General features: G+C 35.1%; 25 protein-coding genes and 1 riboswitch. Of the genes, 7 read left to right on the forward strand and 18 right to left on the reverse strand.

Going from position 1 to position 26,779, the window contains the following annotated elements:
* Nucleotides 1-5: 5 nt before the first annotated feature.
* From DMB95_RS02540 to DMB95_RS02560, 5 genes are all read right to left on the reverse strand, one after another.
* Nucleotides 6-1,313: a Cj0814 family flagellar-dependent secreted protein gene (locus tag DMB95_RS02540; protein ID WP_142930787.1), complete on the reverse strand. Its 1,308-nt coding sequence runs from the start codon at nt 1,311-1,313 to the stop codon at nt 6-8.
* 393 nt (nt 1,314-1,706) lie between these two features.
* Entirely contained in the window at nt 1,707-3,002 is a 1,296-nt protein-coding gene (thiC, locus tag DMB95_RS02545; RefSeq protein ID WP_137632161.1) for a phosphomethylpyrimidine synthase ThiC, read from the reverse strand.
* 108 nt (nt 3,003-3,110) lie between these two features.
* Nucleotides 3,111-3,216: riboswitch (TPP riboswitch) on the reverse strand.
* Nucleotides 3,217-3,261: 45 nt separating this feature from the next.
* Nucleotides 3,262-4,353, reverse strand: coding sequence for a peptide chain release factor 2 (gene prfB / locus DMB95_RS02550; protein ID WP_142930788.1), 1,092 nt, complete (start codon nt 4,351-4,353; stop codon nt 3,262-3,264).
* Between the two features lie 62 nt (nt 4,354-4,415).
* Nucleotides 4,416-5,987, reverse strand: coding sequence for a hypothetical protein (locus DMB95_RS02555; RefSeq protein WP_142930789.1), 1,572 nt, complete (start codon nt 5,985-5,987; stop codon nt 4,416-4,418).
* 1 nt (nt 5,988) lies between these two features.
* The gene (locus DMB95_RS02560; protein ID WP_142930790.1) at nt 5,989-7,575 is read right to left on the reverse strand and encodes an AAA family ATPase; all 1,587 of its coding nucleotides are present in this window, start codon (nt 7,573-7,575) and stop codon (nt 5,989-5,991) included.
* A gap of 166 nt (nt 7,576-7,741) precedes the next feature.
* Here DMB95_RS02560 and rimO point away from each other — a divergent pair, with 166 nt between their 5' ends.
* From rimO to DMB95_RS02595, 7 genes are all read left to right on the forward strand, one after another.
* Nucleotides 7,742-9,052, forward strand: coding sequence for a 30S ribosomal protein S12 methylthiotransferase RimO (gene rimO, locus DMB95_RS02565; RefSeq protein WP_142930791.1), 1,311 nt, complete (start codon nt 7,742-7,744; stop codon nt 9,050-9,052).
* A complete protein-coding gene (gene tilS / locus DMB95_RS02570; protein WP_142930792.1) occupies nt 9,052-10,047 on the forward strand; it encodes a tRNA lysidine(34) synthetase TilS in 996 nt (331 codons plus the stop codon). The genes rimO and tilS overlap by 1 nt, the downstream gene beginning before the upstream one ends.
* A 42-nt stretch (nt 10,048-10,089) precedes the next feature.
* Nucleotides 10,090-10,902 (forward strand): bifunctional hydroxymethylpyrimidine kinase/phosphomethylpyrimidine kinase, encoded by an 813-nt coding sequence (gene thiD, locus DMB95_RS02575; protein ID WP_142930793.1) that lies wholly within the window; start codon nt 10,090-10,092, stop codon nt 10,900-10,902.
* Nucleotides 10,899-11,540, forward strand: a complete 642-nt coding sequence (gene thiE / locus DMB95_RS02580) for a thiamine phosphate synthase (RefSeq protein ID WP_142930794.1) — start codon at nt 10,899-10,901, stop codon at nt 11,538-11,540. Before thiD ends, thiE begins: the two co-directional genes overlap by 4 nt.
* Nucleotides 11,537-11,827: a thiamine-binding protein gene (locus DMB95_RS02585; protein ID WP_142930795.1), complete on the forward strand. Its 291-nt coding sequence runs from the start codon at nt 11,537-11,539 to the stop codon at nt 11,825-11,827. Before thiE ends, DMB95_RS02585 begins: the two co-directional genes overlap by 4 nt.
* Nucleotides 11,821-12,465 carry a uroporphyrinogen-III synthase gene (locus tag DMB95_RS02590; RefSeq protein WP_142930796.1) on the forward strand — a complete coding sequence of 215 codons (645 nt, stop codon included), beginning with the start codon at nt 11,821-11,823 and terminating at the stop codon, nt 12,463-12,465. Before DMB95_RS02585 ends, DMB95_RS02590 begins: the two co-directional genes overlap by 7 nt.
* 156 nt (nt 12,466-12,621) lie before the next feature.
* Nucleotides 12,622-14,289 carry a hydrogenase small subunit gene (locus DMB95_RS02595; RefSeq protein WP_142930797.1) on the forward strand — a complete coding sequence of 556 codons (1,668 nt, stop codon included), beginning with the start codon at nt 12,622-12,624 and terminating at the stop codon, nt 14,287-14,289.
* Between the two features lie 67 nt (nt 14,290-14,356).
* Here the strand turns inward: DMB95_RS02595 and aat are convergent, their stop codons facing one another.
* The 13 genes from aat to sstT are packed head-to-tail and all read right to left on the reverse strand — an operon-like array spanning nt 14,357 to nt 26,584.
* Nucleotides 14,357-15,004 (reverse strand): leucyl/phenylalanyl-tRNA--protein transferase, encoded by a 648-nt coding sequence (gene aat, locus DMB95_RS02600; RefSeq protein ID WP_142930798.1) that lies wholly within the window; start codon nt 15,002-15,004, stop codon nt 14,357-14,359.
* Nucleotides 14,979-17,099, reverse strand: a complete 2,121-nt coding sequence (locus DMB95_RS02605; protein ID WP_142930799.1) for an AAA family ATPase — start codon at nt 17,097-17,099, stop codon at nt 14,979-14,981. The genes aat and DMB95_RS02605 overlap by 26 nt, the downstream gene beginning before the upstream one ends.
* Nucleotides 17,096-17,386, reverse strand: coding sequence for an ATP-dependent Clp protease adaptor ClpS (locus DMB95_RS02610; RefSeq protein ID WP_137632179.1), 291 nt, complete (start codon nt 17,384-17,386; stop codon nt 17,096-17,098). Before DMB95_RS02610 ends, DMB95_RS02605 begins: the two co-directional genes overlap by 4 nt.
* On the reverse strand, nt 17,373-17,990 hold the full coding sequence (locus tag DMB95_RS02615; RefSeq protein ID WP_142930800.1) for a TlpA disulfide reductase family protein: 618 nt from the start codon (nt 17,988-17,990) through the stop codon (nt 17,373-17,375). The genes DMB95_RS02610 and DMB95_RS02615 overlap by 14 nt, the downstream gene beginning before the upstream one ends.
* A gap of 2 nt (nt 17,991-17,992) precedes the next feature.
* Nucleotides 17,993-18,442, reverse strand: a complete 450-nt coding sequence (smpB, locus tag DMB95_RS02620) for an SsrA-binding protein SmpB (RefSeq protein WP_137632181.1) — start codon at nt 18,440-18,442, stop codon at nt 17,993-17,995.
* Nucleotides 18,442-19,200 (reverse strand): 4-(cytidine 5'-diphospho)-2-C-methyl-D-erythritol kinase, encoded by a 759-nt coding sequence (locus DMB95_RS02625; RefSeq protein ID WP_142930801.1) that lies wholly within the window; start codon nt 19,198-19,200, stop codon nt 18,442-18,444. Before DMB95_RS02625 ends, smpB begins: the two co-directional genes overlap by 1 nt.
* Nucleotides 19,197-19,430: a carbon storage regulator CsrA gene (gene csrA / locus DMB95_RS02630; RefSeq protein ID WP_137632183.1), complete on the reverse strand. Its 234-nt coding sequence runs from the start codon at nt 19,428-19,430 to the stop codon at nt 19,197-19,199. The genes DMB95_RS02625 and csrA overlap by 4 nt, the downstream gene beginning before the upstream one ends.
* Nucleotides 19,424-20,236: a tRNA pseudouridine(55) synthase TruB gene (truB, locus tag DMB95_RS02635; RefSeq protein ID WP_142930802.1), complete on the reverse strand. Its 813-nt coding sequence runs from the start codon at nt 20,234-20,236 to the stop codon at nt 19,424-19,426. The genes csrA and truB overlap by 7 nt, the downstream gene beginning before the upstream one ends.
* Nucleotides 20,233-22,305 (reverse strand): ATP-dependent helicase, encoded by a 2,073-nt coding sequence (locus DMB95_RS02640; RefSeq protein WP_142930803.1) that lies wholly within the window; start codon nt 22,303-22,305, stop codon nt 20,233-20,235. Before DMB95_RS02640 ends, truB begins: the two co-directional genes overlap by 4 nt.
* Nucleotides 22,302-22,748 carry a hypothetical protein gene (locus DMB95_RS02645; protein ID WP_185906675.1) on the reverse strand — a complete coding sequence of 149 codons (447 nt, stop codon included), beginning with the start codon at nt 22,746-22,748 and terminating at the stop codon, nt 22,302-22,304. Before DMB95_RS02645 ends, DMB95_RS02640 begins: the two co-directional genes overlap by 4 nt.
* Nucleotides 22,745-24,463, reverse strand: a complete 1,719-nt coding sequence (locus tag DMB95_RS02650; protein ID WP_142930804.1) for a M3 family oligoendopeptidase — start codon at nt 24,461-24,463, stop codon at nt 22,745-22,747. The genes DMB95_RS02645 and DMB95_RS02650 overlap by 4 nt, the downstream gene beginning before the upstream one ends.
* Nucleotides 24,464-24,473: 10 nt before the next feature.
* The gene (locus tag DMB95_RS02655; RefSeq protein WP_142930805.1) at nt 24,474-25,355 is read right to left on the reverse strand and encodes an aspartate carbamoyltransferase catalytic subunit; all 882 of its coding nucleotides are present in this window, start codon (nt 25,353-25,355) and stop codon (nt 24,474-24,476) included.
* A gap of 8 nt (nt 25,356-25,363) precedes the next feature.
* Nucleotides 25,364-26,584 (reverse strand): serine/threonine transporter SstT, encoded by a 1,221-nt coding sequence (gene sstT, locus DMB95_RS02660; protein WP_142930806.1) that lies wholly within the window; start codon nt 26,582-26,584, stop codon nt 25,364-25,366.
* Between the last annotated feature and the right edge of the window lie 195 nt (nt 26,585-26,779).

Here is a 26,779-nt window from a genome sequence, read left to right on the forward strand (position 1 = left end):
CAGCTTCACACCTTCACATCTAAACTCTTATTTAAAACATTAAAAGTATTTAAGCTTATCTTTGAAAGCATACTTACTAAATCATTTGAATTTAAAAACTCACTTGAATTTAAATCAAGACTTTTTAAATTTACATTCTCATCTTTTATCCCAAAAATCATTTCAAGAAAATCTTTTTCATCAAAACTTTCTTCTAAAAGTTTTTTAAGAAGCTCATTTGTATCTATAGCTTTATAAGTTTCATTTTTACTTTCTGCTTGTATTGGAGTGAAGGTTGTTTTGTTTGTTTCATCACTTTGTGGGTTATCATTGTTTTGGGCTAAAAAGTTATTTGTATTATTTAAAGCTTGTGAATTTAGCTTTTCATCTTGCATCGCGGTATAAGCTTTTTCAGATTCAGCTTTGAGTTTTAGCCATTCGTTTTTGAAGTCTTCTATGTTTAAGTTTGAACGCAATAAATCAAGTTTTTTGCCAAAAAGTGATAAAGGATCGTTTGTAAAATTAATAGTATTTTCTTCTAAAAATGCTTTTAAATCTTTTATCTCTTCTTGAGAAAAATCATCATCTACGCCATTAAGCTTCCCCAAAATACTTGCTGTTCCTTCAAAAACTTCATAACTTGAACTTGCATACAAAAAGGCTGTTAAAACACCTCCTTTAGCGACACTTCCATCATCATTTTGATAAACACTTGCATTGAGTTTTAAAATGCTTGTGTTGAATATGGTATTTGTATCTGGGCTAAGAAATTGATTGTTTTTATAATCAGGTGCAAAACTATGCCAAAGTCTTGTATTTTTATTTTGTAAGCTACTCTCGTTTGAGATGGCACTTTTAAAATCTTGGCTATTTTTATAAATTTTAAGCACATTTAAGTTTTTTGTATCAAATTCATATCCTATTGGTAAATTTTGAATTTGTTTTTGCGAGAAAGTATCTGAATTTAACTCATCTTGTATGAGTTGAGAAAATATTTTATAAGCATTAGCTAAAGTTTTAGCTATATCAATGTCTGTGTGCGTAAGGGCAGAGCTATTGTGATAATCTACAAATTTTTGTATATCTTTTGCATAAATTTTATAATCTTTTGGCAAGCCAGCTGCTTCATTAAAATCACTAGTAAAAAAGCCTTCTTTATCTACACCATAACCTAAGACTTGAGAGACTGCCTTGCTTTTATCTTGGACTAAATTTGAAATGCTTGAATTTAAGGCATTAGTTTGAGTGGAATTTTCATTTAAATTTTGAGTTTTTGTTTGAGAATTAAAAGTATTTGCGTAGTTTGAGTATGAATTTATAGAGCTTATTTGCATTTGAGCTTACCTTTTGAAATTTATTATTAAAGTAAATCGGCAGAATGAATTTTTGCTGAAGCCATCAAACTCCAGCAAATTGAAAATATTATTTAATTTGCAAACCGCCAAAATGTCTATCAAAGTGAGTTTTTAAATTCAAATGATTGAGCAAGTATGCTTTCAAAGATAAGCTTAAATACTTTTAATGTTTTAAATAAGAGTTTGGATGTGAGGGTGTAGCAGTAAAAGAGCAAGATAAATTTGATCTGCTAGGGTTTAAATTGAAGAGTTTGTATTTTAGGATAAGGAATGCTTAGATTTTGCTTTTTTTGTATTTGAGCTTTGATTTAAAGATTTTTTGGTGTTTAAGCATATTGGCGTTAAACACCAAAAGTAGGCAAAAGTCAAATTTCACACAAGGCTTACTTGTTCGCCTTTTAGGATTTGATTCATGGTATTCATCGCACACATTTTTCCACACATTGAGCAGGAATTGAGCTCTTCAGGACGTCTTTCATTAAACATTTTTTTAGCCTTGTCCCCATCAATTGCAAGCTTAAACATCATCTGCCAATCAATTTCTTGCCTAGCCTTACTCATCGCATCATCAATCTCCCTTGCTTTTTCAAGTTTGGCTATATCTCCAGCATGAGCTGCGATTTTAGTGGCTACTATGCCATTATGCACATCGTCTAAATTTGGCAAACGCAAATGCTCTGCCGGGGTTACATAGCAAAGTATATCAGCCCCATTTGCAGCCGCAACTGCCCCGCCAATAGCCGCGCTTATATGATCGTGTCCTGCACCTATGTCAGTAACCAAAGGTCCTAGCACATAAAAAGGCGCTTCATTGCAAATTCTTTTTTCAAGTTGCATATTTGCAGCAATTTCGTTAATCGCCATGTGCCCTGGTCCTTCTATCATCACTTGTACATTTGCCTCCCATGCCCTTTTTGTAAGCAAGCTAAGCTCGATAAGTTCAGCGATTTGAGCTGCATCACTTGCATCATGCGTGCAGCCTGGACGCAAAGCATCGCCAAGTGAAAGCGTAACATCAAATTTAGCACAAATTTCAAGCAAATCATCATAATACTCAAAAAAAGGATTTTCATTTCCACTCATTTTCATCCACGCATAAAGCACAGAACCACCTCTTGAAACTATGTTGGTTATGCGAGGATTTGCCTCTTCAAAAACCCTTGCTGCACGTGAGTTTATGCCAGCATGAATAGTCATAAAATCCACCCCACTTTTAGCATGATGATACACCACATCTAAAAAATCTTTTGCCTTAATTTGAGCTAAATCTTTTTCCAAAAAGCCCACCGCATCATAAACTGGCACCGTACCTATCATAGCTTTTGATTTAGCGATAAGTTCATCTCTAAAACGGCTTGTTTTGCCGTAATTACTCAAATCCATAATGGCTTCAATCTTAAATTTATGTGCCAAATCAACCTTTTTCATCTCCTCAGTATAATCCACACAATCATTTGAAACGCCTAGATTAACATTGACTTTGGTTTTTAAACCCTTGCCTATACCATTTGGCTCAAGGGCTTTGTGGTTGATATTTGCAGGGATAATGATCTTGCCTTTAGCGATATTTTCAAGCAAAAAATCCTCGCTAACTTCTTCTTTTTTAGCAACTTCTTGCATTTGAGTGGTGATTATGCCCTTTTTGGCATAAGACATTTGAGTATTCATTTGATCTCCTTGTTTGAATTTTTGAAGATAAATGAAAGAAGTTTGAGTGTGAGAAATAAAGAGTGTTTATCTTTGCGTGTAAAATTTACAATACCTCAAGATAAAAAACAGCAAAAACATAAATCTTCCCGACGCTAGCATTATCTAGTTCCGGTTCGGTCTAAGCCTTTTAGCTTACTCTCAGCCTGTTACACAAGCTCCCGTCATTTATGAGGTGAATTTTAACTTAGTTTTGCTTTAAGAAGGCTAAATTTAACTTTTATTTTGAAGCGATTAAAACACCCTCAATGAGCTTTTTAATATCCCCATCTAAAATGGCTTCAACATTGCTAAATGCTTCATTTGAACGAGTATCTTTAACCTGCTGGTAAGGAAAAAGCACATAAGAGCGGATTTGATGTCCCCAGCCCATTTCGCTTTTTTCTCCTACTTGGCTAGCATCTTGTTGTTTCATCAGTTCTAGCTCATAAAGGCGAGATTTGAGCATTTTAAAGGCTGTGGCTTTGTTTTTGTGCTGATTGCGATCATTTTGGCACTGCACCACTATGCCACTTGGAAAGTGAGTGATTCTTACTGCTGAATCAGTTTTATTAATATGCTGTCCTCCAGCCCCACTAGCTCTGTAATAATCCACTCTGATGTCTTTTTCAGCAATTTCTATTTCTATATCATCATCAAGTTCAGGGCTTACCATAACGCTACAAAAGCTAGTATGGCGGCGTCCTGCACTATCAAAAGGGCTGGTTCTTACAAGGCGGTGTATGCCATTTTCAGCCTTTAAATACCCATAAGCATTTATGCCTTTTACCAAAAAGCTCGCGTCTTTTAATCCAGCTTCTTCTCCCTCTTGAAAGTCTAAGGTTTCAACCTTAAAGCCCTCTCGCTCGCAAAATCTTAAATACATTCTATAAAGCATACTTGCCCAGTCATTACTTTCTGTGCCACCAGCTCCTGGGTGTATGGAAATAATGGCATTTTTATTGTCATTTTCATCACTTAAAAGCATGGAAATTTCAAGCTGACTGATATGTTCTTCAAGGCTTTTGGAGTCTTCAAATAAAGCTTCAAGCGTGGCGTGATCTTCTTCAGCATTAGCTAGCTCAAAAAGTTCATTCGCGTCATTTAGGGCATTAAAAGCATTTTCATAATTTTTAAGCAAATTTGAAAGTTTGGTTTTTTCTTTGCCAATGCTCGCTGCGTTTTTAGCATCTTGCCAAAAATCAGGCGAGTTTTCAAGCTCTTCTATAGCTTTTAAACGCGTTTTAAGCTCATCTGGCTTGATGATGGAAGCGATATTGCCGACTTTATTTTTTAAGCTTTTTAAAAGTTCGCTGTATTCATAAGTATCCATTTTATCCCTCAAAAAACTTAAATTCTAACAAAACTTGGCTTAAAGTTTGAGAAAAAGTTAAGTTAAATTTTAGCTTTTAAAGTTTTTATCTTAAGACTGAGATTAGAAACTCTGCCATTTGCTTCGCAGACAAACTCATCATCAAAAAGCTTTGTTTTTGCTAAACTATCCCCAAAAGATCCTACATAAAGAGCATAACACTTATTTGTTTCATCTTTTTGTTTCATTAGGGTTTTTATCCTTTGTGTATCATAGTCACTAAAGATAAAATCACTAATCACTAGCATATCAGCCTTTTGATACGCTTCTTCTTTCATCTTTTTAAAGCCAGCTTCTAGGGCAGGCAAGGCATCTGTGCCTCCGTTAAAACTTAGTTCTAAAAAATTATAAAGCTTAAAAAGGTTGTTTGGTGGGCTAAGATCAAGGGTATGAATGTCATCGCTAAAATTGATAAGATAACACGCTCTTTTTTGCTCCATAGCCCTTTTTGCTATATATAAAGCCACGACTTTAGCTATGGTTTCTGGTGTGCCACTCATACTGCTACTTGTATCTACGCAAAGTATTATAGGACCTTTTGCTTCGCTTAGCTCTTTTTCTTTTTCCTCATCTATCATCTTTTGTTTGCTTTGACTTTGAAAGCCTTGTTTTTCAAAACAAAAAAGGCGGTTTTCGCTAAATTTAAGATCAAAAAGTATGCCAAAATCTGTATCATCGATTAAGGCTAATTCGCTTGGCAGGGTATTTTCTAAATCCCTACCTAAAACAATGCCCGTGATTTCTTCTTTGATGTGTGGTGTTCTTATTTTGATATCATAGCTTTGAAGGCTTTGTATCTTTTCAAACTCTAGCTTTTTTTCTTCTTTAGTAAGCTTACCTAGCATATCACAAAGTTTTTTTACGCTTTCTTGATTTAAAAGCTTAAGCCAAGAACTTAAATTTTGTATGCGTTTTTTTAACTCCCCTTTGCCTCTATCAGCACCGCTTCCGCCCCTAAAATGATTTCTTGCTTCACTATCTTGTAAAAACTCATCAGCGCTTCTACCGCTTGCTAAACCTTCTTTTAGCTCATTCATCACTCCATCTTTAAATACCTCACCAGCTTCGCCCATCTCATCAAAGCTTTCTTGCATTTTCCTTATAAGCTCAAGCCATTCTTTTGTGTCTTTGATGAGTTTGGTTTGAGTGTTTTGAGTGAGATTTTCTTTGTGTTTGTTAAGCTTTTCTTGAATACATTCTTCCCAGCTATTTAAGGCGTTTTTGTGTAAATCTTTTGCGTCGTAGTCTTTTTCTTTTGCTTGTCTTTGCTTAAGCTCTTTTGTATAAAATTTGGTATCAAATTTTGCATTATATTCTTTTATCTCTTGCAAAAGTTCTGGCAAAGCTGATAGACTCGGCATTTCTTGGGCTTTAAATTCAAGTTCGTGCTTAAAATGTTTGCTTTTTTCTTGTTTGATCTCAAGAGGTATATTTTCAAGTTTTTTTTGAAGTTCTTCATCGCATAGATTTCGCCTTTGTTCTAAGCTTTCTTTGATACCTAACTCATCATGCTCTAAATCATACCCACAATGAGAGGCTAAATGCCTTGTATCACAAAGTTTGAAATCTTCTTTTTTCTCCTGCTTTAAAGCCATTTTAGCCCTTTATATTTGGGTGCTTTTCAACCCTATCATAAAGCTTTTTAGTTTCTATGACAAGTTGTTCGCAGGTGCTTTTTTCTGTTTCTAAACCTTGAAGTAAGATTTGAAATTCTTCATTTTCTTGATCGATAAAGGCATTTTGATTTTCTTTGCAAAATACTTCTTTTTTCTTTTTAATCATATCTAGTTCAGCTTGAAATTTCTCAATCATTTCTTCGCAGTCTTCTTTGAGTTTTGCTTGAATTTTTAATGAGATGCGTGAAGAAACTATTTTTGAGTGATTTGTGATGCTAATTTCTTTTTTACATTCACATTGTGATGGATCATTATATTTAACATTTATATAAATAAGGCACTTATTTCTTGCTTTATTAAAACAATAATAATGTTCGCTTGTTCTCCGCCACCCATAATAAGAGTCATATTTATATCCTTGAAAAATTTCCTTTTTATCTAAGTCTTCTTCTGGTGCGTTAATATGCGCTATCTCTTGTTTTTTGTCTTTGTTTAAGTATGGGATTTCATAATGTATAAATACTTTTCCATCTTTTTTTAATGTTTTATAATAAAACACCTCTTCTTCTAAACTTTCTATAATGCCTTCTTTTTGCTCCTCAAATTCCTTTTCATACTTTAGTATTTGGGTATTTGATCCAGTTAAGCTTTTATTTAAAAGTTTTTCTACAACCTCTTTTTGTTCTTCATCGCTCCACAAACAATGTTTGATTAAAAGCAAATCAACGGCTTGCATTTTTGTTCTGTCACTTAAAACTACAGCAAAGCGTAAAAGCTCCATTATAGCTATCCATCTTCTTTCACTCACATCGATAAAATTTACATTTACTTCTTGATTTGTTTCTAGTTCTTTGTTGAAAAGCTCTATCCTTGCTTTAAGGTTAAGTAATATGTCTATGATTTCTTTAGGAATTTCTACTTTTTTGGCTTTTTCTTTGATACTTTCAAGCTCATCATTACTAAATTTCAAAGCCTCATCAAGCTTTATTTCCTCATTTAAAGGTAAGGTTTGTAAAAGCTTAGCAAAATTGTCCTTTTCCTCAAGTCTTGGCACAATCAAACGCATGATAAAACGATCATATAAGGCTTCTAAGCCTTGATTTTTAGCTGGAAGTTCATTACTTGCAGCAACAAGGGCTTTTAAAGGCACTTTGATATTTTCTTTGCCATTTTTAAATTTCTTTTCATTGATGATAGTAAGTAAAGCATTTAAGATAGCTGGGGAGCTTTTAAAAATTTCATCTAAAAATGCAAAATCCGCATCTGGCAAAAAGCCTTCTATGTTGCGTTCTAAATTGTCTTTTCTTAATTCACTAAGTTTTAAAGGACCAAAGACTTCTTCAGGAGTGCTAAATTTATTCATCAAATAATCAAAAAATTTATGACTTTGAAAGGCTTGACTTACACGTCTTGCCACAAGACTTTTTGCTGTGCCAGCAGGACCATATAAAAAGATAGATTTGCCAGCTATCATGCACAAAAGCGTTAAAGCAATGGCTTCTTCTTTTTCAAGCAAACCTTCGCCTAGAACTTTTCGTAGTTTTTGAATTCTTGAAATATAGTTCATTTTTTTTCCTTTAAAAATAAAAATAATTTTGTATTATAACGACTTCTTATGACAGGTTGTGTCATTTTTTTTTGAATTTTTGTTACGGAAAGTTAAAATTTTATACTATCTTTAAATTTAAACAATTTTAGCTATAATTTGCCTTTAATTTATCAAGAGGAAGATTATGCCAAAACTTTACCTGCAGTCTTTAGGCTGTAATAAAAATTTAGTTGATAGTGAGATTATGCTAGGACGGCTTGAAAATTATGAGCTTTGTGATGAGCCTCAAAACGCTGATGTGTTAATCGTAAATACTTGTGGCTTTATCAAATCCGCCAAGATAGAAAGTGTTAATGCCATTTTATCCTTGCACGAGCAAAGAAAAGATAGCTCAGTGCTTGTTGTAACAGGCTGTTTGATGCAACGTTATAAAGATGAGCTTGTTAAGGAGCTTCCTGAGGTTGATTTATTTACTGGGGTGAGTGATTATGATAAGATTGATGAGATCATCCTTAAAAAAGTGAATTTGTTTTCAAACTCAACCTATTTGCAAAATGAACAAAGCAAAAGGCTTATCACTGGTTCAAAAACGCATGCTTTTATCAAAATCGCTGAGGGCTGTAATCAAAACTGCTCCTTTTGTGCCATACCAAGCTTTAAAGGCAGGCTAAAAAGTAGAAGCATAAAAAGCATAATAAGCGAGCTTGAAAGCCTTATAGCAAAGGGTTATTTTGACTTTTCTTTCATCGCTCAAGATACGAGCTCTTATCTTTTTGATGAGGGGCAAAAGGATGGGCTCATTAAGCTTATAGAAGCGGTTGAAAAGCTAGAGGGCATAAAATCTGCACGCATTTTGTATTTGTATCCAACGACTGCGAGCAAGGCTTTGATCGAAAAAATCATCGCTTCAAAGGTTTTTGTAAATTATTTTGATATGCCCTTGCAACACATCAATGATACTATGCTTAAAATCATGAAAAGAGGCACAAGCAAAAAGGCTTTATTAGAGCTTTTAAAGCTTATGAGTTCAGCCAAAGATAGCTTTTTACGCACAGGCTTTATAGTAGGACATCCTCATGAAAACGAGGCTGAATTTAACGAACTTTGCGAGTTTATTAAGGACTTTGACTTTGATAGAATCAGCGTTTTTGGTTATTCTAAAGAAGAAGATACTGCTGCTTTTAGCATGCCTCAAGTGCCAAGTAAAATCATCAACAAAAGACTTAAGATCATCGAAAAAATCGTCGATGAGAGCCTAGAAAAAAGCTTTGCAAAAGAAGTAGGCAAAACAAGGCAAGTTGTCATCACAGGGCAAAGTAGCGAGGGCGAGTTTTTCATCGCTGGAAAGGATTTGCGTTGGGATAGGGAGATTGATGGGGAAATTCTCATCAATGAAAGTCTATGTGGCAAGCTAGAACTTGGTAAAATTTATGAATGCAAAATCACTCAAAGTATCGATAAAAAGCTCATCGCAACAGCCTTAAAAGAGCTTTGATGAAGCTTAGTCAAAAAAGCTTGCAGGCTTTAAGCAAGGCTAAGAATTTACTTGGCTTTTCTTATCAAAGCGATAGCACAGCTTTATTTTACACGCTTTTAGAACAAAATATCAGCTTTGATTTAGCCTTAGTTGATTATGGCACAAGAGCGCAAAGCAAGGCTGAGCTAAAAGCAGCCAAAGAGCTTGCCAAAAAGCACAATAAGCAAATTTTTATAAAAACTGCCCCAAAATTTAAGAATAATTTTGAAAAAAATGCAAGGGATTTTCGCTATAGCTTTTTTAAAGAACTTTGCGAGCAAAAAGGCTATGAAAACCTTATCTTAGCCCATCAGCTTGATGATAAGTTTGAGTGGTTTTTAATGCAGCTTAAAAAAGGAGCAGGCTTAAGTGAGCTTTTAGGTATGCAAGAGCTTCAAAAAGAGCCAAGTTTTACCTTGGTGCGTCCTTTTTTAAGTGTGAGTAAAGATGAAATTTTAGATTTTTTAGAGCAAAAGCACATTGTTTATTTTAAAGATTTAAGCAATGAAGATGAACGATTTGAACGCAATTATATAAGAAAACATTTCTCAAAGCCTTTTTTAAAGCTTTTTGCTAAGGGAGTAAAAAGAAGTTTTAATTATCTTCAAAAAGACGCAAATACCCTTTATCAAAATGCTTTTTACAAGGAATTTAAAGGCATAAGTATACTCTCAAAGCAAGAAAGCTTGATCGCAAAAGCCATTAAGGCAAAAGGACTAAGAATAAGCGCTAAGCAAAGAGAGCAAATGATGAAACAAGATGGGGTTATATCAGGTAAAATAGCACTTTGCTTTAAAGATGAGCTTGCCTTTGTATTTGAGTATAAAACTTGTGAAAAAATCCCAAAAGAATTTAAAGAAAGGTATAGAAAAGCAAGTATTCCTAAGCTTTTAAGGGCTTATTTTTACACTCAAGGCATTAATGAACAGGATTTTTTAAATGAAATTCAACAAAGTTTTAAACTTGGCTCATAAAGCTTTAAATTTTGATATAATTTCAAGCAAAAAAGGATACAAATGAAAGCTATAGGATCGAGTTTAACACCTATTTTAACGATAGCTGGGAGTGATTGTAGTGGTGGGGCTGGCTTGCAAGCTGATCTTAAAACCTTTAGTGCTTTTAAGCTTTTTGGAATGAGCGTTGTAGTAAGCGTTGTGGCTGAAAATACAGCGCGTGTGATAAGCTGTTTTGATATACCAAAGCAAGTAATTGACGAGCAAATGCAAGCTATCTTTGAGGATATCCCTCCAAAAGCTGTTAAGATAGGTATGCTTGGAAGTAAAGCTACTATAGAATGTGTGGCTGAAAATTTGGCTCATTTTAAGCCAGAAAATATTGTGATTGATCCGGTTATGTTTGCTAAAAATGGCTTTGCCTTAATGCCTCTTGAAAATTGCGAGCTTTTTAAGCAAAAAATGCTTAAATTTGCTGATATTTTAACCCCAAATATCCCAGAAGCGCAGTATTTGTGTGGTTTTGAGATCAAAGATGAAGAAGATATGATAAAAGCTGCAAAAGAGCTTTGCGAGCTTGGAGCAAAGGCGGTTTTGCTTAAGGGCGGACATAGTAAGACAAATGCTAATGATGTCTTTTTTGATGGGCAAAATGTGCAGATTTTTAAGGCTGAAAGGATAGAAACAAAAAACACACACGGCACAGGCTGCACCTTAAGTTCAGCCCTAGCTTCAAGCTTAGCCCTTGGTAAAAGCAAGGCTGAAGCGGTAAAAGAGGCAAAAGATTATGTGTTTAAGGCTATAAAATATTCTTTAAATTTAGGCAAGGGTTGTGGTCCTACTAATCATCTTTTTGAATCTATGGGGCTTGAGTGAGTTTTGATAAAAACAAGCTTGATTTGAGCTTATATCTTGTAGCAAGCAGGCAAAAAAGAAGTGATGAGAGCTTTTTAAATCAAGTAAAAAACGCCATCTTAGGCGGTGTAAGCGTGGTGCAACTTAGAGAAAAAGAGCTAAGCTCAAGGGAATTTTTTGAGCTTGGCTTAAAGCTTAAAAGGCTTTGTGATGAACTTTGTGTGCCACTACTCATTAATGATAGGCTTGATATTGCCCTAGCTTTAGAATGTGCTGGGGTGCATTTAGGGCAAGATGATTTAAGTGTAAATGTGGCAAGACAGCTTTTAGGAGAGCAAAAAATCATAGGCTTAAGTGTAAAAACTCTAGCTCAGCTTAAAAATACAGCAGGGGCTGATTATCTAGGTTGTGGGGCAGTATTTCCTAGTCTTTCAAAAGAAAGCGAGCTTATAGGCGTAAAAGGTGTTAAAGAACTAGCCTTAAACACGAATTTAAAAGTCGTGGCAATAGGTGGCATAGATGAAAACAATGTCTTAGAATTAGGCTCAAGCAAAATCGCTGGCATAGCTGTGATACGAGCTTTAATGGAAAGTGCAAATGCTTATGAAACAGCTTTAAGGCTTAAAGCTAGCATAAGGCAGATTAAGGAGACTAGATGAGTGTTTTAATGGAATTTTGTATCTTTAGTATAAGTGGGGAAGTATCAAAAAGTGCTGAAGTGGCTAAGGTGCTAAAAAAGCTAAAGCGTAAAAATATAGCCTATGAGCTCAATCCTATGGGAACTTGCGTTGAATGTAAATCCATGAAAAAAGCTTTAAAAGTGCTTAAAATGGCTTCAAAGTGTTTTGATGCTCAGCGTTTTTATATCACCGCTAAATTTGATTGTTATGAGGGTAGGCAAGGGGCTTTAAAAAGCAAGCTTAAGGCAGTTGAAGAAAAATTATGATTTATCTTGTTGGAAAGGCTCATTTTGAAGGGGTGCAAAATCTTGTTTTAAATGAAATTTGCTTTTTTGATTTTAGTCTTGATTTAAGTGAATTTGAGGCTCTTATCATCACTTCAAAAAATGCCATAAAAGCTCTTAAACGACTTCATATCAAGGCTATTGAGGATTTAAATGTATATGCAGTAGGGGCTAAAACGGCTAAAACGGCTTTAGACTATGGCTTTAAGGAGGTAAAATTTCCTCAAAAAGCCTATGCAAGTGAGCTTGTAGCTGAGTTTAAAGAGGAGCTTAAGGGTAAAAAATGCCTTTATTTAAGGGCTAAGCAAGTGCGTTCAAATTTAAGCCAAGAACTTCTTGATTTAGGTGTGTATTTAAGCGAGTGCATAGCCTATGAAAATAAGCCTTTAAAGCCTGATATAAGCTTAATACAACCAGCCATTTTTATCTTTAACGCTCATTCAGTCTTAGAAAATTTCTTAAGTTTTTATAGTTTTAATGAAAAAGATAACATCATTTGTCTAGGACAAAGCACAGCAAAGGCTTTACCAAAAGGGCTTAAAAACAAAATTTATATAAGCCAAGAACAAAGCTTAGAAGCTTGCGTTAGCCTAGCTAAAAGCTTGCTTAAGCAAGAATAGGGCAGGGTTTGAATCTTAACTTAATAAAATCACAACTTTTATAGCCCTTATAGTTTTGAAATTTTCAAAAAATGCAAAATTTAAGAGCAAATTTTAAACTAATTGTAAACACTAAAATGCTATAATCCACCCAACACAAACAAAAGGAGCTTCAAAGTGGCTGATTTGAGTAATGAAGAGTTGAAAGCCTTGCTTGAAAAACGCATCGCAGAGCTTGAAAACTCAGATACAAAAGAAGAAAAAGTGATCAACCCAGAAAGCGTGCAGGCTTTGATCAAAACCCTTGCTTTGCCAAATGATTTTGCACCTTTAGCGCAAAAGGTATTTGAATTAGCCCCTCGCACAAGCGTGGTATGGCTACATTTAGCTGAATGCACCGGCTGTTCTGAGAGCCTTTTGAGGGCTTCAACTCCTGATTTGGCTGAACTTGTGTTTGATTTTATCTCTTTAGAATATCACGAAACCATTATGGCTTCGGCTGGCTGGCAGGCTGAGCACAATATAGATGAGCTTTTAAAGAGCAATAAAGACTTCATTTTAGCCGTTGAAGGCGGAGTAGCTCCCATAGATACTTATTTTTTAACCATAGGAGCAAATGGCGAGAGTGGTTATGAGATACTTCAAAAAGTTGCTAATAAAGCAAAAGCCATCTTTGCTATGGGGACTTGCTCAAGTTATGGAGGCATTCAAGCTGCTGCTCCTAATCCAAGCAAAGCATGTGGTATAGCTGAAGTTTTGCAACAAAAAATCGTGCAAGTGCCGGGCTGTCCGCCAAGTGATATTAATATCATTGCAAATTTATGCTTTTACGCACTTTTTCAAACTCTACCAAATTTAGATGAAAAAAATCGTCCAAAATGGGCGTATGGCAAGTGTTTGCACGATATGTGCGAAAGAAAAGCAAAATTTGAAGCTGGAGTTTTTGCTCAAAAATTTGATGATGAGCTTGCAAAAAGTGGGGCATGTTTGTTTAAGGTAGGCTGTAAGGGACCTTATACTTATAATAACTGCCCAAAAGTAAAATTCAATGCTAAAACTTCGTGGCCTGTGCAAGGCGGACATGGCTGTATGGCTTGTTCTGAGGCGAATTTTTGGGATGAATTTGGTTTTTATGAAGAACCGATGAAAAACCTTACTTCTTATGTAGATTTTTCTTTTGCAAATAGCGATAAAAAAGGCTCTACAAGTCTTGATAAAGCACAAATTCAAAGCACGCTTGATGATAAAAGAGTGATTTTAAGTTTTGATAATGAGACAAGGCTTTTGTATAAGGGGCTTGATGATGAGCCTTGTGATTTTTTGAAATTTGAGTTTGAAAGCAATGTTAAGCTTGTGCTTGCAAATATCGCTAAAAACAAACTTGGGGCTTCTTTGCTTGAAACATACAAGAAAGAATTTGCTCAAAATTATGCTTTTATAGAGGCAAATTACGATGATACGCCGCGTCCTAGTTCAGATATCTTTAAGTTTTTTGAATACGCTTATGTTTTAGCTCGTGGGGCATTTTTGCCAGATATGAAAACTTTTTTGGATTTAGCAGCAAGTTATAAATTCAAACACATCAGCCCTTTAGATATCAAGCTAAGCTTAAATGATACTGAAGCTAAACTCGATGTAAGCAAGAGTTTTAGAATGCCTTTGATTTATCTTAGTGGTGGGCTTGAGATAGAGGCTTTAGCCTTTAGTGCCTGTGAGCTTATGTTTAAAAACCTCAATGAAGCTTTAAAACATTTAAGCCAAAGGCAAAACAAAGCTATAGCCTTTAACTTCCCTCAAAGCTATGATCACGCCTTTTTTCAAAGTCAGCTTGCAAGGCTTGATTAAAAGCTTATTTGGTAAGTTTTGTAGAGTTTGTGTGAGTAAAATTTGAGTAGCTTGGATTTATTTCATTTTACTTTAGTAGGTCTTTAAAGCTTTCAAAGCCACTTTCTTGATCTACTTTTTCTTTTAAAAGGTTAAGAAAGTCTTTTCTTGCGATGTTTTTTGCGCCCATGAACTCTAAATGTGGATTATGCACCTGACAATCAATGATAAACTCAAAAGGCTCTAAAAGCTCACAAAGCTTTATCATGGCTAGTTTTGAGACATTTTTTTGAAGACTTACCATACTTTCACCAAAAAACACTTTGCCTATGATAAGTCCGTAAATTCCACCCACTAGTTCGTCTTTTTCATAGACTTCTAGGGAGTGCAAAAAGCCTTGTTTTAAAAGCTCTTCATAGACTTTTAAAAAATTATCATCAATCCAAGTGCGTTTTCTTGTGCTTGCACATAGCTTGATTAGCCTTAAAGGGGCTTTATCAAGCTTAAACTCATAGTGTTTGAAAAAACGTCTGAGGCTTTTTTGTTTATAAATATCAGCTGGAAAAAGCGTCATTCTAGGATCAGGACACCACCAAGTTGTAGGATTACTCGTCCAAGGAAAAAGCCCAAAGCGGTAAGCTTTAAGCAAAAAATCACTTTCTAAGTGCGGAGTTAAAAACACCGGCGCATCACTAGGGGCGTTTAAAAGCTTAGAATACAAACTCGATTGTGTCATTTTTGCCAAGCCTTAGCTCAACTAAACCGCCGTTTTTAAGCTTGCCAAATAAAAGCTCATCGCTGAGTTTTTCGCCTATTTCTTCAGCAATAACGCGTTTTAAAAGACGTACGCCAAATTCTTTTTTATAGGCTTTTTTAGCGAGATAAATTTTAAGCTTTTTATCTGCTTTTATGCTAATATTTTTGAGATTTTTACTGATCTCATCAAGCTCTTTTTGCACTATCTTTTCAAGCACACTATCATCTAAATCATTAAAATGAATGATCTTATCGATCCTGTTTAAAAACTCTGGCGCAAAAAAGTCTTTCACAGCCTTTGAGCTTTTTTCTTCAAGCTTGCTTAAAAAGCCAAGTTCATTGCTTTCTTTTAAGCCTAAATTTGAAGTCATAACGATGATGGTGTTTTGAAAATCAGCCCTTAAGCCACTACTATCAGTTAAACTTGCATTATCAAAGATCTGCAAAAAGGTATTGCTAAGATCAGGATGAGCTTTTTCAATCTCATCAAATAAGATCACGCTAAAAGGATTTTTTCGCACCGCATTACTTAAAAGCCCACCATCTTCATAACCCACATAACCAGCAGGAGCTCCAATAAGCCTTGAAATAGCGTGTTTTTCAGCATATTCACTCATATCAAAACGTTCTAAATGCAGCCCTAGGTTTTTTGCCAAAGCCTTGCAAAGCTCAGTTTTTCCAACCCCACTTGAGCCGGTAAATAAAAATACACCTTTTGGCGAATTTGCGTTTTTTAAGCCAGCATAGCTTTGTTTTAAAGTCGCACAAAGTGAGCTTATAGCCTCATCTTGTCCAAAAATTTCTTTTTTGAGATTAGCGCTTAAATTTTTAAGCAATTTTGCCTTATCAAGCTCAAAAACCTTATGTGAATGAGTCATTTTAGCAAGTGTGTTTTCAAGATCTTTTAGGCTTGCTTTGCTAGCTTTGCGTTTTTCAAGCTTAAAAGAAGCCCCAAGCTCATCAAGCAGATCAATCGCACAATCAGGCAAAAACTTATCTGTAAAAAACTTCTTTCCAAGCTCTACACAAGCTTGTAGCACCTCATCATCAAATTTCACGCCGTGGTATTTTTCATAAGTGCTTCTTAAGCCTTTTAGGATTTGCAAGCATTCTTCTTTGCTTGGCTCATCAACATCAATCTTTGCAAAGCGTCTGCTTAAAGCCTTGTTTTTATCAAAAGAGTTTTTATACTCCATAAAAGTTGTTGCACCGATACATTTTAGTGTGCCATTGCTTAGAGCGGGTTTAAGTAAATTTGACATATCAGTATGACTTTCATTTGCTGCTCCAGCGCCAACCATAGTGTGAATTTCATCGATAAACAAGATGGCGTTGTCTATTTTTTGAAGTTCGCTTACTATATCTTTAAGACGTTTTTCAAAATCGCCTCTGTATTTGGTGCCAGAAAGCAAAGAGCTGATATCAAGGCTAAAAATCCTTGCATTTGCTAAGTTTTGTGGAACTTTTTTTTGAGTGATGGCTAAGGCTAAACCATCAACGATAGCTGTTTTACCAACGCCTGCTTCGCCTACTAAGATAGGGTTGTTTTTCTTGCGACGCGAGAGGATTTGCACCATTCTTTCGAGCTCAAAGCTTCTGCCGATGAGTGGATCAAGCTTGCCTTTGGTGGCAAGTTCGGTTAAGTCTGTGGTGAAGTTTTTAAGATTTTCAAGCTCGCTTTGAGTTTTTAATTCTTCGATTTTGTTTAAATTTAAAGCGTGTTTTTCAAGCAAAAATTTAGAATAAGTGCGTTCATCTTTGCTAAGTTCTTCAAGGAAGTCTATAATTTTTGGCTCTGTGTCAAGCTTATGTAAGATATCATCTAAGACAACTGAATTTATGGGTTCTATGTCTTTGTTTAGGATTTGATTTTTTTGGGCTATATGGTTTTTTAGTTCATTTTCTAGGGCGTCAAAATCTGCGTCTGCAAATTCTTCAAAAATTTCTTTAAAATCCGGACTTAGCTTTAAAAGAGCAAAAAGCAAATGCTCGCAAGTTACAAACTCATGGCGGTTAATCGCACTGAGGTGCTTGGCATTAGCAAGGTATTTTTTCAAATCTTCTTGGTATTTCATTCTTCTTCTATCCTTGTTTGAAGTGGAAAATTAGCTATTTTTGCAGCCTGTTCAACTTGTTTTTGTTTTGAAAGGGCGATCTCTTCAGTATATACTCCACACACTCCGCTTCCTTGATAATGAATTTCAAGCATAAGGCGATTTGCAGCGTCTAAATCAAAATGAAAAATATCCATTAAAATTTCGATCACAAAGTCCATAGTCGTAACTTCATCATTTAAAAGCAAAAGCTTAAACATCTTTGGCTGGCTAAGTTCTAGCTTTTCAAGACTTTCAGTTTTTGGCATTTTTTTCCTTGATTGTGTTTAAATCCTCTTGCATAAGCTCGGTTGGAACCTTACCAAGATAAAATTTCACACTTTTAGCATTGTTATAATAATCGCTTAAGTCTTGATACTCTCCGTTTTGAAGCACGACTTTAAAAGGAAGTTGTTCCATATTTTGATAATTTATATCTTTTAAGGCTTGAGCGATGATCCTTGCGTTTTGATCTGAATTGCTTAAAAAATAAAAGGCTCCAAAATCATGAGCAAATTGCCTTACAGCTTCATCACTCACGCTTTCAAAATGCGTCAAGCCAATGAGAACAAAATTCTTAGCATTATTTTTCCAAAGCTGCGTTAAGTGGCTTGCTTCTTCTTTGCACGGCGCACAAAAAGTGCCAAAAAAATCAAGCATGACAATCTTTTCTTCTTCGCCCTTGATAACAAAACCATTTTGAGTTCTTACAAGAGTTTTACTGCCTCCATTAACGCTTTGTAAGGTGATCTCATCGCCTTTTTGATACTCATCAAACAAAAAGTCATTTTGCACTTGTTCTTGATTTTCACAGGCGATGAAAAAAAGGCTTAATATGCCTAAAAATAAGGCTTTTACATAAGATGCTTTCAAATTTATATCCCTTTCAAAGCTGCTCTTGCTTCAAGATCAGCTTGTTTTTTCTTTAAAACTTCTCTTTTATCATGCAAGGTTTTGCCCTTAGCTAAGGCTAGGCTTGCTTTGACTTTATTTTTAGCGTTAAAATACAGCTCTAAAACGACTAAGGTTAAGCCATCTTGTGAGACCTTGCCAAAAAGTTTGTCGATTTGTTTTCTATGCATTAAAAGCTTTCTTGCTCCTCTTTCTTCGTGTTTAAAATGTGAATTTGTTGTGCTGAGATGAGCAATGTGAGCATTAAGTAAAAAAAGCTCGCCCTTAATCACTCTTACAAAAGAATCTTTTAAATTCGCTCTGCCAGCCCTTAAAGCCACAACTTCACTTCCTTTAAGCACCACTCCAGCTTCAAAACGTTCAAGTATGGCATAATCAAATAAAGCCTTTTTATTGCGCGCAATAATCTTCATCAAACCACCTTAAATACGCTACTTCCACTACCACTTAAAAAAAAGTTTTCTTGCATAAAAGAAAGCATTTTAGGATACAAATTTATACAAGGAGTAAATAAATCATTAAGCTCTGTATTTTTATACTCAAAAAGCTCATGATTTTTAAGCGTAAGAAGCTTTAAGGCAAGCTTTTCATTGGCTTTATAATCATGTGGATTGTGATCAAATTCTTGATAAATCAAAGGGGTTTTGCACTCTATAGCTGGAAAAATAAACTCAAGTTTTGGCAAATCATCTTCAAACTCTGTGATAAACTGCCCCGTGCCACTGACATGAGCGCATTTATACTGACTTAAAAAAAACGGCACATCAGAACCTAAAGAAAAGCCAATTTGCATAAGTTTTTCTTGAGGAATTTTTAAATTCAAAGTTTCATTCATCAGCATTAAAAAACAAGCTGCATCACTACTTCCTCCGCCAAGTCCCCCACCTTGAGGAATATTTTTGATGAGTTTGAGGCTGTGTTTGCTAAAGCATTCTTCAAGCTCATTTTTAAAGCCAGCCTTGCAAAGGGCGTTAAAAGCTTTAAAAATGATATTATCCTCGCAGTAAAAATCACTGATAAGCTCAAAGCCGGTTTTTGATTTTTCAGTGCTTAAAAAAAGCTCATCAAAAAAATCTTCAAGTAAGATAAAACGAGAGTGCAAAAGATGATAATTTCTCTCATCAAGTCCAACAAGTTTTAAAAAAAGATTTGCTTTAGCGTATGCTTTCATTTGCTTTGCTTTAACTTTTGACTCAGATCATCAAGTTTGATATCAGAGCTGATGATAGAGTGTAGGTTTTCATCTTTAATCTGTGCGATAAGCTCTTTTCTTAGTATCATTAAAGACTTTGGTGCTTCTATGCCTATCTTAACATAGCCCTTACTCACTTGAATGATTTTGATTTCTATATCCTCGCCAATTTGTACGCTTTCATTTTCTTTTCTTGATAAAATCAACATTTTTCCACCTTATTTAAAAGATATTTTACCTTTTTATCTTTGATAGCAATCACACTAAAAAAGTCTTTATCCTCGATAAAATACTCGCCTTCATCTTGAATTTCAAGCTCATCAAGACTGATTTTTGTGCCATTTTCAAGCTTATTTATATCCAAAAGCGAGTTTTGTTTTAAATTTAAGTATTCTAGCACATTTAAGCTTTTTTCATCATTATATACAAATTTTCCCTCACTTAGCCTTTCAAGTGCGCTTAAAGTAGCTTTTACGCCAAGCCTTGAAGCGATAATCTCACAATATGAACGCACATACGCACCCTCACTAACACTAAGTTCTATGCTTAAAAAAGGGTGCATATAATGCAGCATTTTACACTCATAAATATACATTTTGCATGTTTTAAGCTCAGCTTTTTCGCCTCTTTTGGCAAGCTCATAAGCTCTTTTTCCTTGCACTCTTTTTGCGCTAAATTGCGGTGGGATAAACTCAAGCTCGCCTTTGATAAGTGCGTTTTTGATCTGCTCTTTGCTAAAGGCTAAAGGCAAGCTTAATTCTGTGATGTTGTGTTTATCAAGGCTTTTTGAGCTTGCTCCTAGCCAGATTGTCGCTTTGTAACGCTTGGGTGTTTTGTCTAAAAAGCGGAAGAGTTTGGTGTATTGGTTAAAAGCGATGATTAAAACACCTTTTGCGAAGGGATCAAGCGTGCCTGAAAAGCCTGCTTTTTTGACTTTGTATTTTTTCTTTAAGGTGCTTAAAAAGGCGTTTGAGCTAATATTTGCTGGTTTATATGCTACAAAAAGTTTATTCATGAAATTTTTTCCACAAAAGAAGCAAGCAAGGTGCGTTCTATACCGCCAAAATTTATACCAAGTTTTAATTCGCCTTTATTTGATACGCTTATAACCCTGCCTATGCCAAAAATTTTGTGTTTGATTAAATCGCCTTTTTTAAATTCGGCATTTTTTGGCTCTTCTTTTTTATCTTTGTTTTCATTTGTGATTTCATCTAAAAATCTACTTTTGTGAATTTGTGCTCTTGAGCCTCTAAAAAATCTTGAGTGAGTATAGCTTAAAAATAAGCCTTTTTTAGCTCTTGTGATGGCTACATACGCAAGCCTTCGCTCTTCTTCAAGCTCGTTTATGTCATTTTGTAAAGGAAAAAAGCCTTCCTCAAGCCCTATGATAAAAACATAATCAAACTCAAGCCCCTTGCTTGCGTGTATGCTCATCAAAAAAACACTTTCACCTTCCAAATCATCTTGATCGCTAAGCAAAGAAATTTCATTGAGTATATCATCTAGGCTTTCATAATCTCTTGCTTTTTCTTTAAGACTAGCAAAAAACTCGTCCATATTTTGCACTCTATCCTCGCCATCAATGAGGTTTTCATAATACTCCTTTAAGCCAAAGCTTTTTTCAAAACTTGCAAATAAAGTCTTTAAATCTGTGTTTTGGCTTAATTCACGCAAGCCTTGAAGTTCATTTGCAAATTTTTTTAATTCTTCATTGAGCTTTGCACTGAAAAAATTCGTATCAAGTGTGCTTTGTAAGGCTTGAAAAAGCGAGATTTTTTGAGTTTTGGCTAAATTTTCAAGTTTTTCTAAAGCCTTGTTGCCAAAGCCTCGTTTTGGGCGGTTGATAATGCGTTTAAATGAAAAGTCATCGTGAGGATTGTGAATAAGTCTAAGATAAGAGATCATATCTTTAATCTCAGCTCTTTCATAAAAACGAATTCCGCTAAGTATCTTAAAAGGGATTTTCTCGCGCATAAAAGCTTCTTCAAGTGAGCGAGAAAGGGCATTTACTCTGTAAAGTAGGGCGATTTCGCTTGCTTTTATGCCTTGTAAGAGAAGTTTTTTGATCTTTGAAGCGATATAACTAGCTTCAGCTTTTTCATCAAAATTTTCTATGATTTGCACTTCTTCGCCCTCATCTTTGGTGCTGATGAGTGTTTTTCCTAGCCTTGTTTCATTGTTGGCTATCAAGGTGTTTGCAGCTTTTAGAATTTGAGAACTTGAGCGGTAATTATGCTCTAGTTTAACGAGCTTAACCTTATCAAATTGCTTTTGGAAATTTAAAATATTTTCTATCCTTGCTCCACGCCATGCATAAATGCTTTGATCATCATCGCCCACAACGACTATATTTTGATGTGTTGCGCAAAGACTTTGTAAGATGGCGTATTGTAAGGCATTTGTATCTTGATACTCATCAACCATTATGTATTGATAATGCCTACTTTGCTCTTTTTTAAAGACTTCATCAGCATTTAAAATTTGACTTGTTAAAAGCAATAAATCATCAAAATCCACAAGATTATTTTGCAGTAAAAAAGCCTCATAGAGTTTATACACCCGTGCGAGTTCTTCAAGAGCGGCTGGGTTTGGATTTTGGTTTTTAAGGAGTTCTAAGTCTTTAAAAAAATCCTCCACGCTTGTAGCTTCGTTTTTAAGCTTTGAGATATATGCACTCAAAGTTGTGCTTGAAAGCTTTTTATCTTCATTAACCAGTTCTTTTACAATGCGTTTTTTATCCTCGCTATCAATGATTAAAAAATCATTCTTGCGCCCAAGTTTTTCTATATGAAGCCTTAAAAATAAAAGCCCAAATTTATGAAAAGTGCAAAGCAAGGGACTAGCAAGCTTTTGTTTTTGAATGAGTGCTAAGGCTCTACTTTTCATCACATTTGCAGCTTTGTTTGTGAAGGTTAAAGTTAGGCTTTGGCTTGCGTCAATGCCTACTTCATCGATTAGATAAGCTAGGCGAGTGGTGATAGTTTTAGTTTTTCCAGAGCCTGCTCCAGCTAGGATAAGCATAGCTCCTTCAAGATGGCTTGCAGCTTCTTTTTGGCTTTCATTTAGCCCTTCAAAGAGTTTCATTTTTTAAGGCTGGCTTTGTTTTTTGGATTTTTAAGAAAGATATTGATCGAGTTTTGAGTGAGTTCTTTATCGTCTTTTTTTCTTTCATAATGAGAAAAATTCACAAAAACAACATCGTTTTCGATCTGAATTTGCGTGATCGCTCCTAGATCAATACTTACAAAAGTAGCAAAGTCATCAAGTCCAAAACCAGCGTGAAAGGTGATTTGCTCTTCATCAAGCTCAATACTTTCAAAGGTATAACCAGCCAAAGCAAATAAAGCATAAGGGTTTTTTTTAAGATCTAAATGCTCGGGCAAAGGTGGATCAAAATCGATAAATTTTGTCTTTGCAACTACGCCAAATTCACTTTTTTGAGCCATTAAGCTTTTGATAATCTCAAAGCAATGTTTTTGCATAAGCTTTACAAAATCAGCATTAGCAAGGAAATTTTCTATTTTCATTCAAGCTCCATAAATTCATCAACAAGTTTTTTTATCTCTTTTATGCCTATATCCCAAAAATGCTTATCTTCTATATCAAAGCCAAACATGCCAATAAGCTCTTTTGGATCTTTGCTACCTCCTAAAGATAGTATTTTGATATAAAGCTGGGTGAAATTTTCGCATTTCTTGCTCTTATAAAGTCCATATAAAGCCAAAACAAGAAGTTGCGCATAAGCATAAGCATAGCAATAAAATGGACTATGGATAAAATGTGGGATATAAGACCACCAAGAAGCATATCTTTTTCCTAAAATCACACTATCTTGAAACATTTTTTTGCTTTCTTGCATCCAAATTTCATTGATCTTTTCTGTGCTAAGTTCATCCTCGTGGGCGTGAATCCTGCGTTCAAAGGTGGTAAAATTGATCTGTCTATAAAGCGTGGCAAAAATGTCTTCAATCTTTGCTGCATAAAGCCCTATAAGCTCATCTTTTTTCAGCTCTTTTTTTAAGAGATCAAAAACAAGCATTTCAGCAAAAACTGAAGCTGTTTCAGCTGTAGTTAGGGGTGTGTCTTGATTAAGATAGCTTACATTATAAGAAAGTTTTTGATGTATGGTATGTCCAAGCTCATGAGCAAGAGTAAAAAGATCGCGTCTTTTTTTGGTATAATTAAGCAAAACATAAGGGTGCGTATCTGGCGTAGCTGAGTGAGAAAATGCCCCACCTCTTTTGCCTTCTTTTGGGTAAATATCAATCCATTCTTTTTCAAAAGCTTCATTAGCTATGTCAAAAAAAGTAGGGCTAAAATTCTTAAAAGCTTTTAAAACTATGCTTTTTGCCTCGCTAAACTCCATACTAATATCCTTGCCAATAGGAGCGTATCTATCATAATCTTTTAATGTTTTAAAGCCCAAAATTTGCTTTTTCTTTTTATAAAATTGACTCACTAGATCAAAGTTTTTTTCTGTGCAGTTTATAAGCGCATCAACGCTATTTTGTGAAATTTGATTGCTTAGATGTCTTGATTCTTCGGCGTTTTTAAAGCCTCTTAGCTTGCAAATGCTTGCCCTTTCAGTTTTTATCATATTGTAGATATAAGTTAAAAGTGGGGCATTTTTTTCAAGCACTTTGCTAAAGGCTTTTGCAGCCTTTTTACGCACTTTTCTATCCGCATTTGACATTTTAGAAAGTATTTCTTCTTCGCTTAAAAGCTCGTTTTCAAAAGGGATTTTAAGTCTTGCTAGGCTTTCATCAAAGAGTCTTGAAAAGGCTTGTGCTCCAGTGTTAGAAAGATTTAAGATGATTCGCTCTTCTTTTTGGCTGAGTTTGTGTTTTTTGTTTTTTAAAAGATTGTTGAGATAAAAGCTATATTCTTTTAAGCGAGCTGCAAATTCTTTGCTTTTTGTCTCATTTAGTTCGCAAAACTCAAGTTCAAAAAAGAGTAAATTTTCCTCACTTTGCTTGCATTCATTTTCACATTTTGCTAAAAAGCTACCCTTGCTTGTATCGCTTGCAAAGTTCAAATATGCATAAGTCATGATCTTACCAAGTTTGATTAAAAGGCTTTCATACTCTTTTATGGCTTTTTCAAAGTCTTGATAAGAAAGCGTTTCAAGCTTGTTTTCATAGTTTTGCTTAAAAGCTTTGCTTTGTTGTTGCGTCTCTTGTATAGTTTTTTCAAGCTCATTTTCAGTTTTAAATAAATCTTTTAAATTCCAATTTTCTTTCATCATTTTTCCTTTATTCATTTTCTAAGATAAGTTTTTTTAAAGCCGCCATTCTAATGGCTACGCCGTGTTTGACTTGCTTTAAAACCAAAGAACGAGGATCGGCTAATACTTCATCACTAATGTCTATATTTCTATGCACTGGTCCAGGGTGTAAGATGATGACTTTTTTATCTTTAATGCGTTCTTTAGTGATACAAAAATCATTTGCATAATCTTTTAAAGAGCCATACATTTGTTTTTGGTGTCTTTCAGTTTGCGTTCTTAAACTCATGATAATATCAGCTTGATCTATGGCGTCTTTGAGCTTATAGGTTTTTTCAAGCTTGATATTTGGCATAAAATGAGGTGGGGCAACTAAGATGATCTTTAAGCCAAAACGACTCAAAAGCTCTATATTTGAAGCAGCTACTCTTGAGTTTTTGATATCTCCAACGATAATGATAGTTTTATTTTCTACCTCGCCATTATATGCTTTCATGATAGTAAAAAGATCAAGCAGGGCTTGAGTAGGGTGAGCGTGCTTGCCATCGCCTCCATTTAAAACAGGGCAATGAACATATTTTGCCAAAGAAGCAGGCACTCCAGAGTGCTGATGACGCACCACTATGGCACTTGGATTCATCGCGTCTAAATTTGCAGCTGTATCAAAGAGAGTTTCGCCCTTGCTTGAACTTGATCTTGAAACATCAAGACGCAAAACTTTAGCGTCAAGTCTTTTTGCCGCTGTTTCAAAAGAAGAAAGTGTGCGCGTAGAGTTTTCAAAAAAGATAGTTGTGATACTCTTGCCTTTAAGCGTAGCTCTAGGCTTTTCATCTAAATATTCACTTGCTTGCTTAAAAAGCTCTAAAACCTCGTCCTTACTAAAATCCCTTGTCGTGATGAGGTGTCTCATAGCTTCTCCTATATCTTTAAATTCAGCTCATTTTGAGAACAAATCGCCGTAAAAAGCACATCAGTTGAGCTATTTAAGGCTGTTTCAACGCTATCTTGTATCACGCCTATAACAAAGCCTACAGCCACCACTTGCATAGCGATATCATAGTCAATATTAAGCAAAGAGCAAGCCAGAGGGATAAGAAGCAAAGAGCCTCCAGCTACTCCACTAGCCCCACACGCTGCAAAAGTAGCGATTATACTTAAAAGTATAGCTTCAAAAAGGCTGATATGTATGCCCAAAGTATGAGCTGCTGCAAGGCTTAAAACGGCTATGGTTACAGCTGCTCCAGCCATATTTATCGTAGCTCCTAAGGGGATAGAAACTCCATATAAGTTTTTATCCACGCCAAGCTTTTCACAAAGCGCCATATTTACAGGGATATTTGCAGCTGAACTTCGTGTGAAAAAGGCAAAAACCGCACTTTGTTTAAGGCAGATAAAGATGAGTGGATAAGGATTTTTTTTCGTAACGATAAAAACGATGAGAGCATTGATGACAAAAGCCACAAAAAACATAGTCAAAACAAGCACTACAAGTAGCTTTAAGTAGCTGATTAAGCCAGCTGCGCCAGTGCTTGCGATAGAATGAGCCACTAAAGCAAAGATACCAAAAGGAGCAAGTTTGACGATGAATTTAACGATCTTTAAAACGCCATGATTGATATCAACAAATAGCTCTTTAGCGTGAGCTGAGCAATGTTTCATCGCCATACCAAAGGCTATAGCCCAAGTTAAAATGCCTATGTAGTTGCCATTTGCAAGGGCATTGATAGGATTATCAACGATCTTAAAAAGCAAGTCTTTAAAAACCATACCTATGCTTTCAGGCGAAGAATTACTCGCCTTTTCAACTCCGTTTAAAACAAGCTCAACAGGGAATGCAAAGCTTATAACAACAGCACTTGCTGAAGCTAAAAAAGTGCCGATGATATATAAAAAGATGATATTTTTCATTTTGTGATTGCTTTGAGAAAAGTCTTTGGTGCAAAGAGAGGTTGCTATGAGTATAAATACTAAAATAGGCGCGATAGCCTTTAAAGCTCCTATAAATAAATCGCCCAAAATACTGACATAAGGCACAAACTCAGGCAAGAATGCCCCAAGAAGCACACCAGCGATGATGCCGATGAAGATTTGTAAGATTAAATTGCCGTTTTTATATTTGCAAATTAGGTTTGAAAGCATACAAAGCCTTTCTTTTGTGTAAAAAATTTATAAATTCTATCAAAATCAAGCTTAAATTCAAAACTTTTTCAAATTTATTTATCTTTCCCCAAACTTTTCACAAAAACTCCCCAACTCCCCCTTTCGTTTTTTTTTTTTTTGATATAATGCTTTTTCATTTTTAAAAACAATAAATTGAAAATAACAAACAATATA

Source organism: Campylobacter sp. MIT 12-8780 (genome assembly GCF_006864535.1).
GTDB lineage: Bacteria > Campylobacterota > Campylobacteria > Campylobacterales > Campylobacteraceae > Campylobacter_D.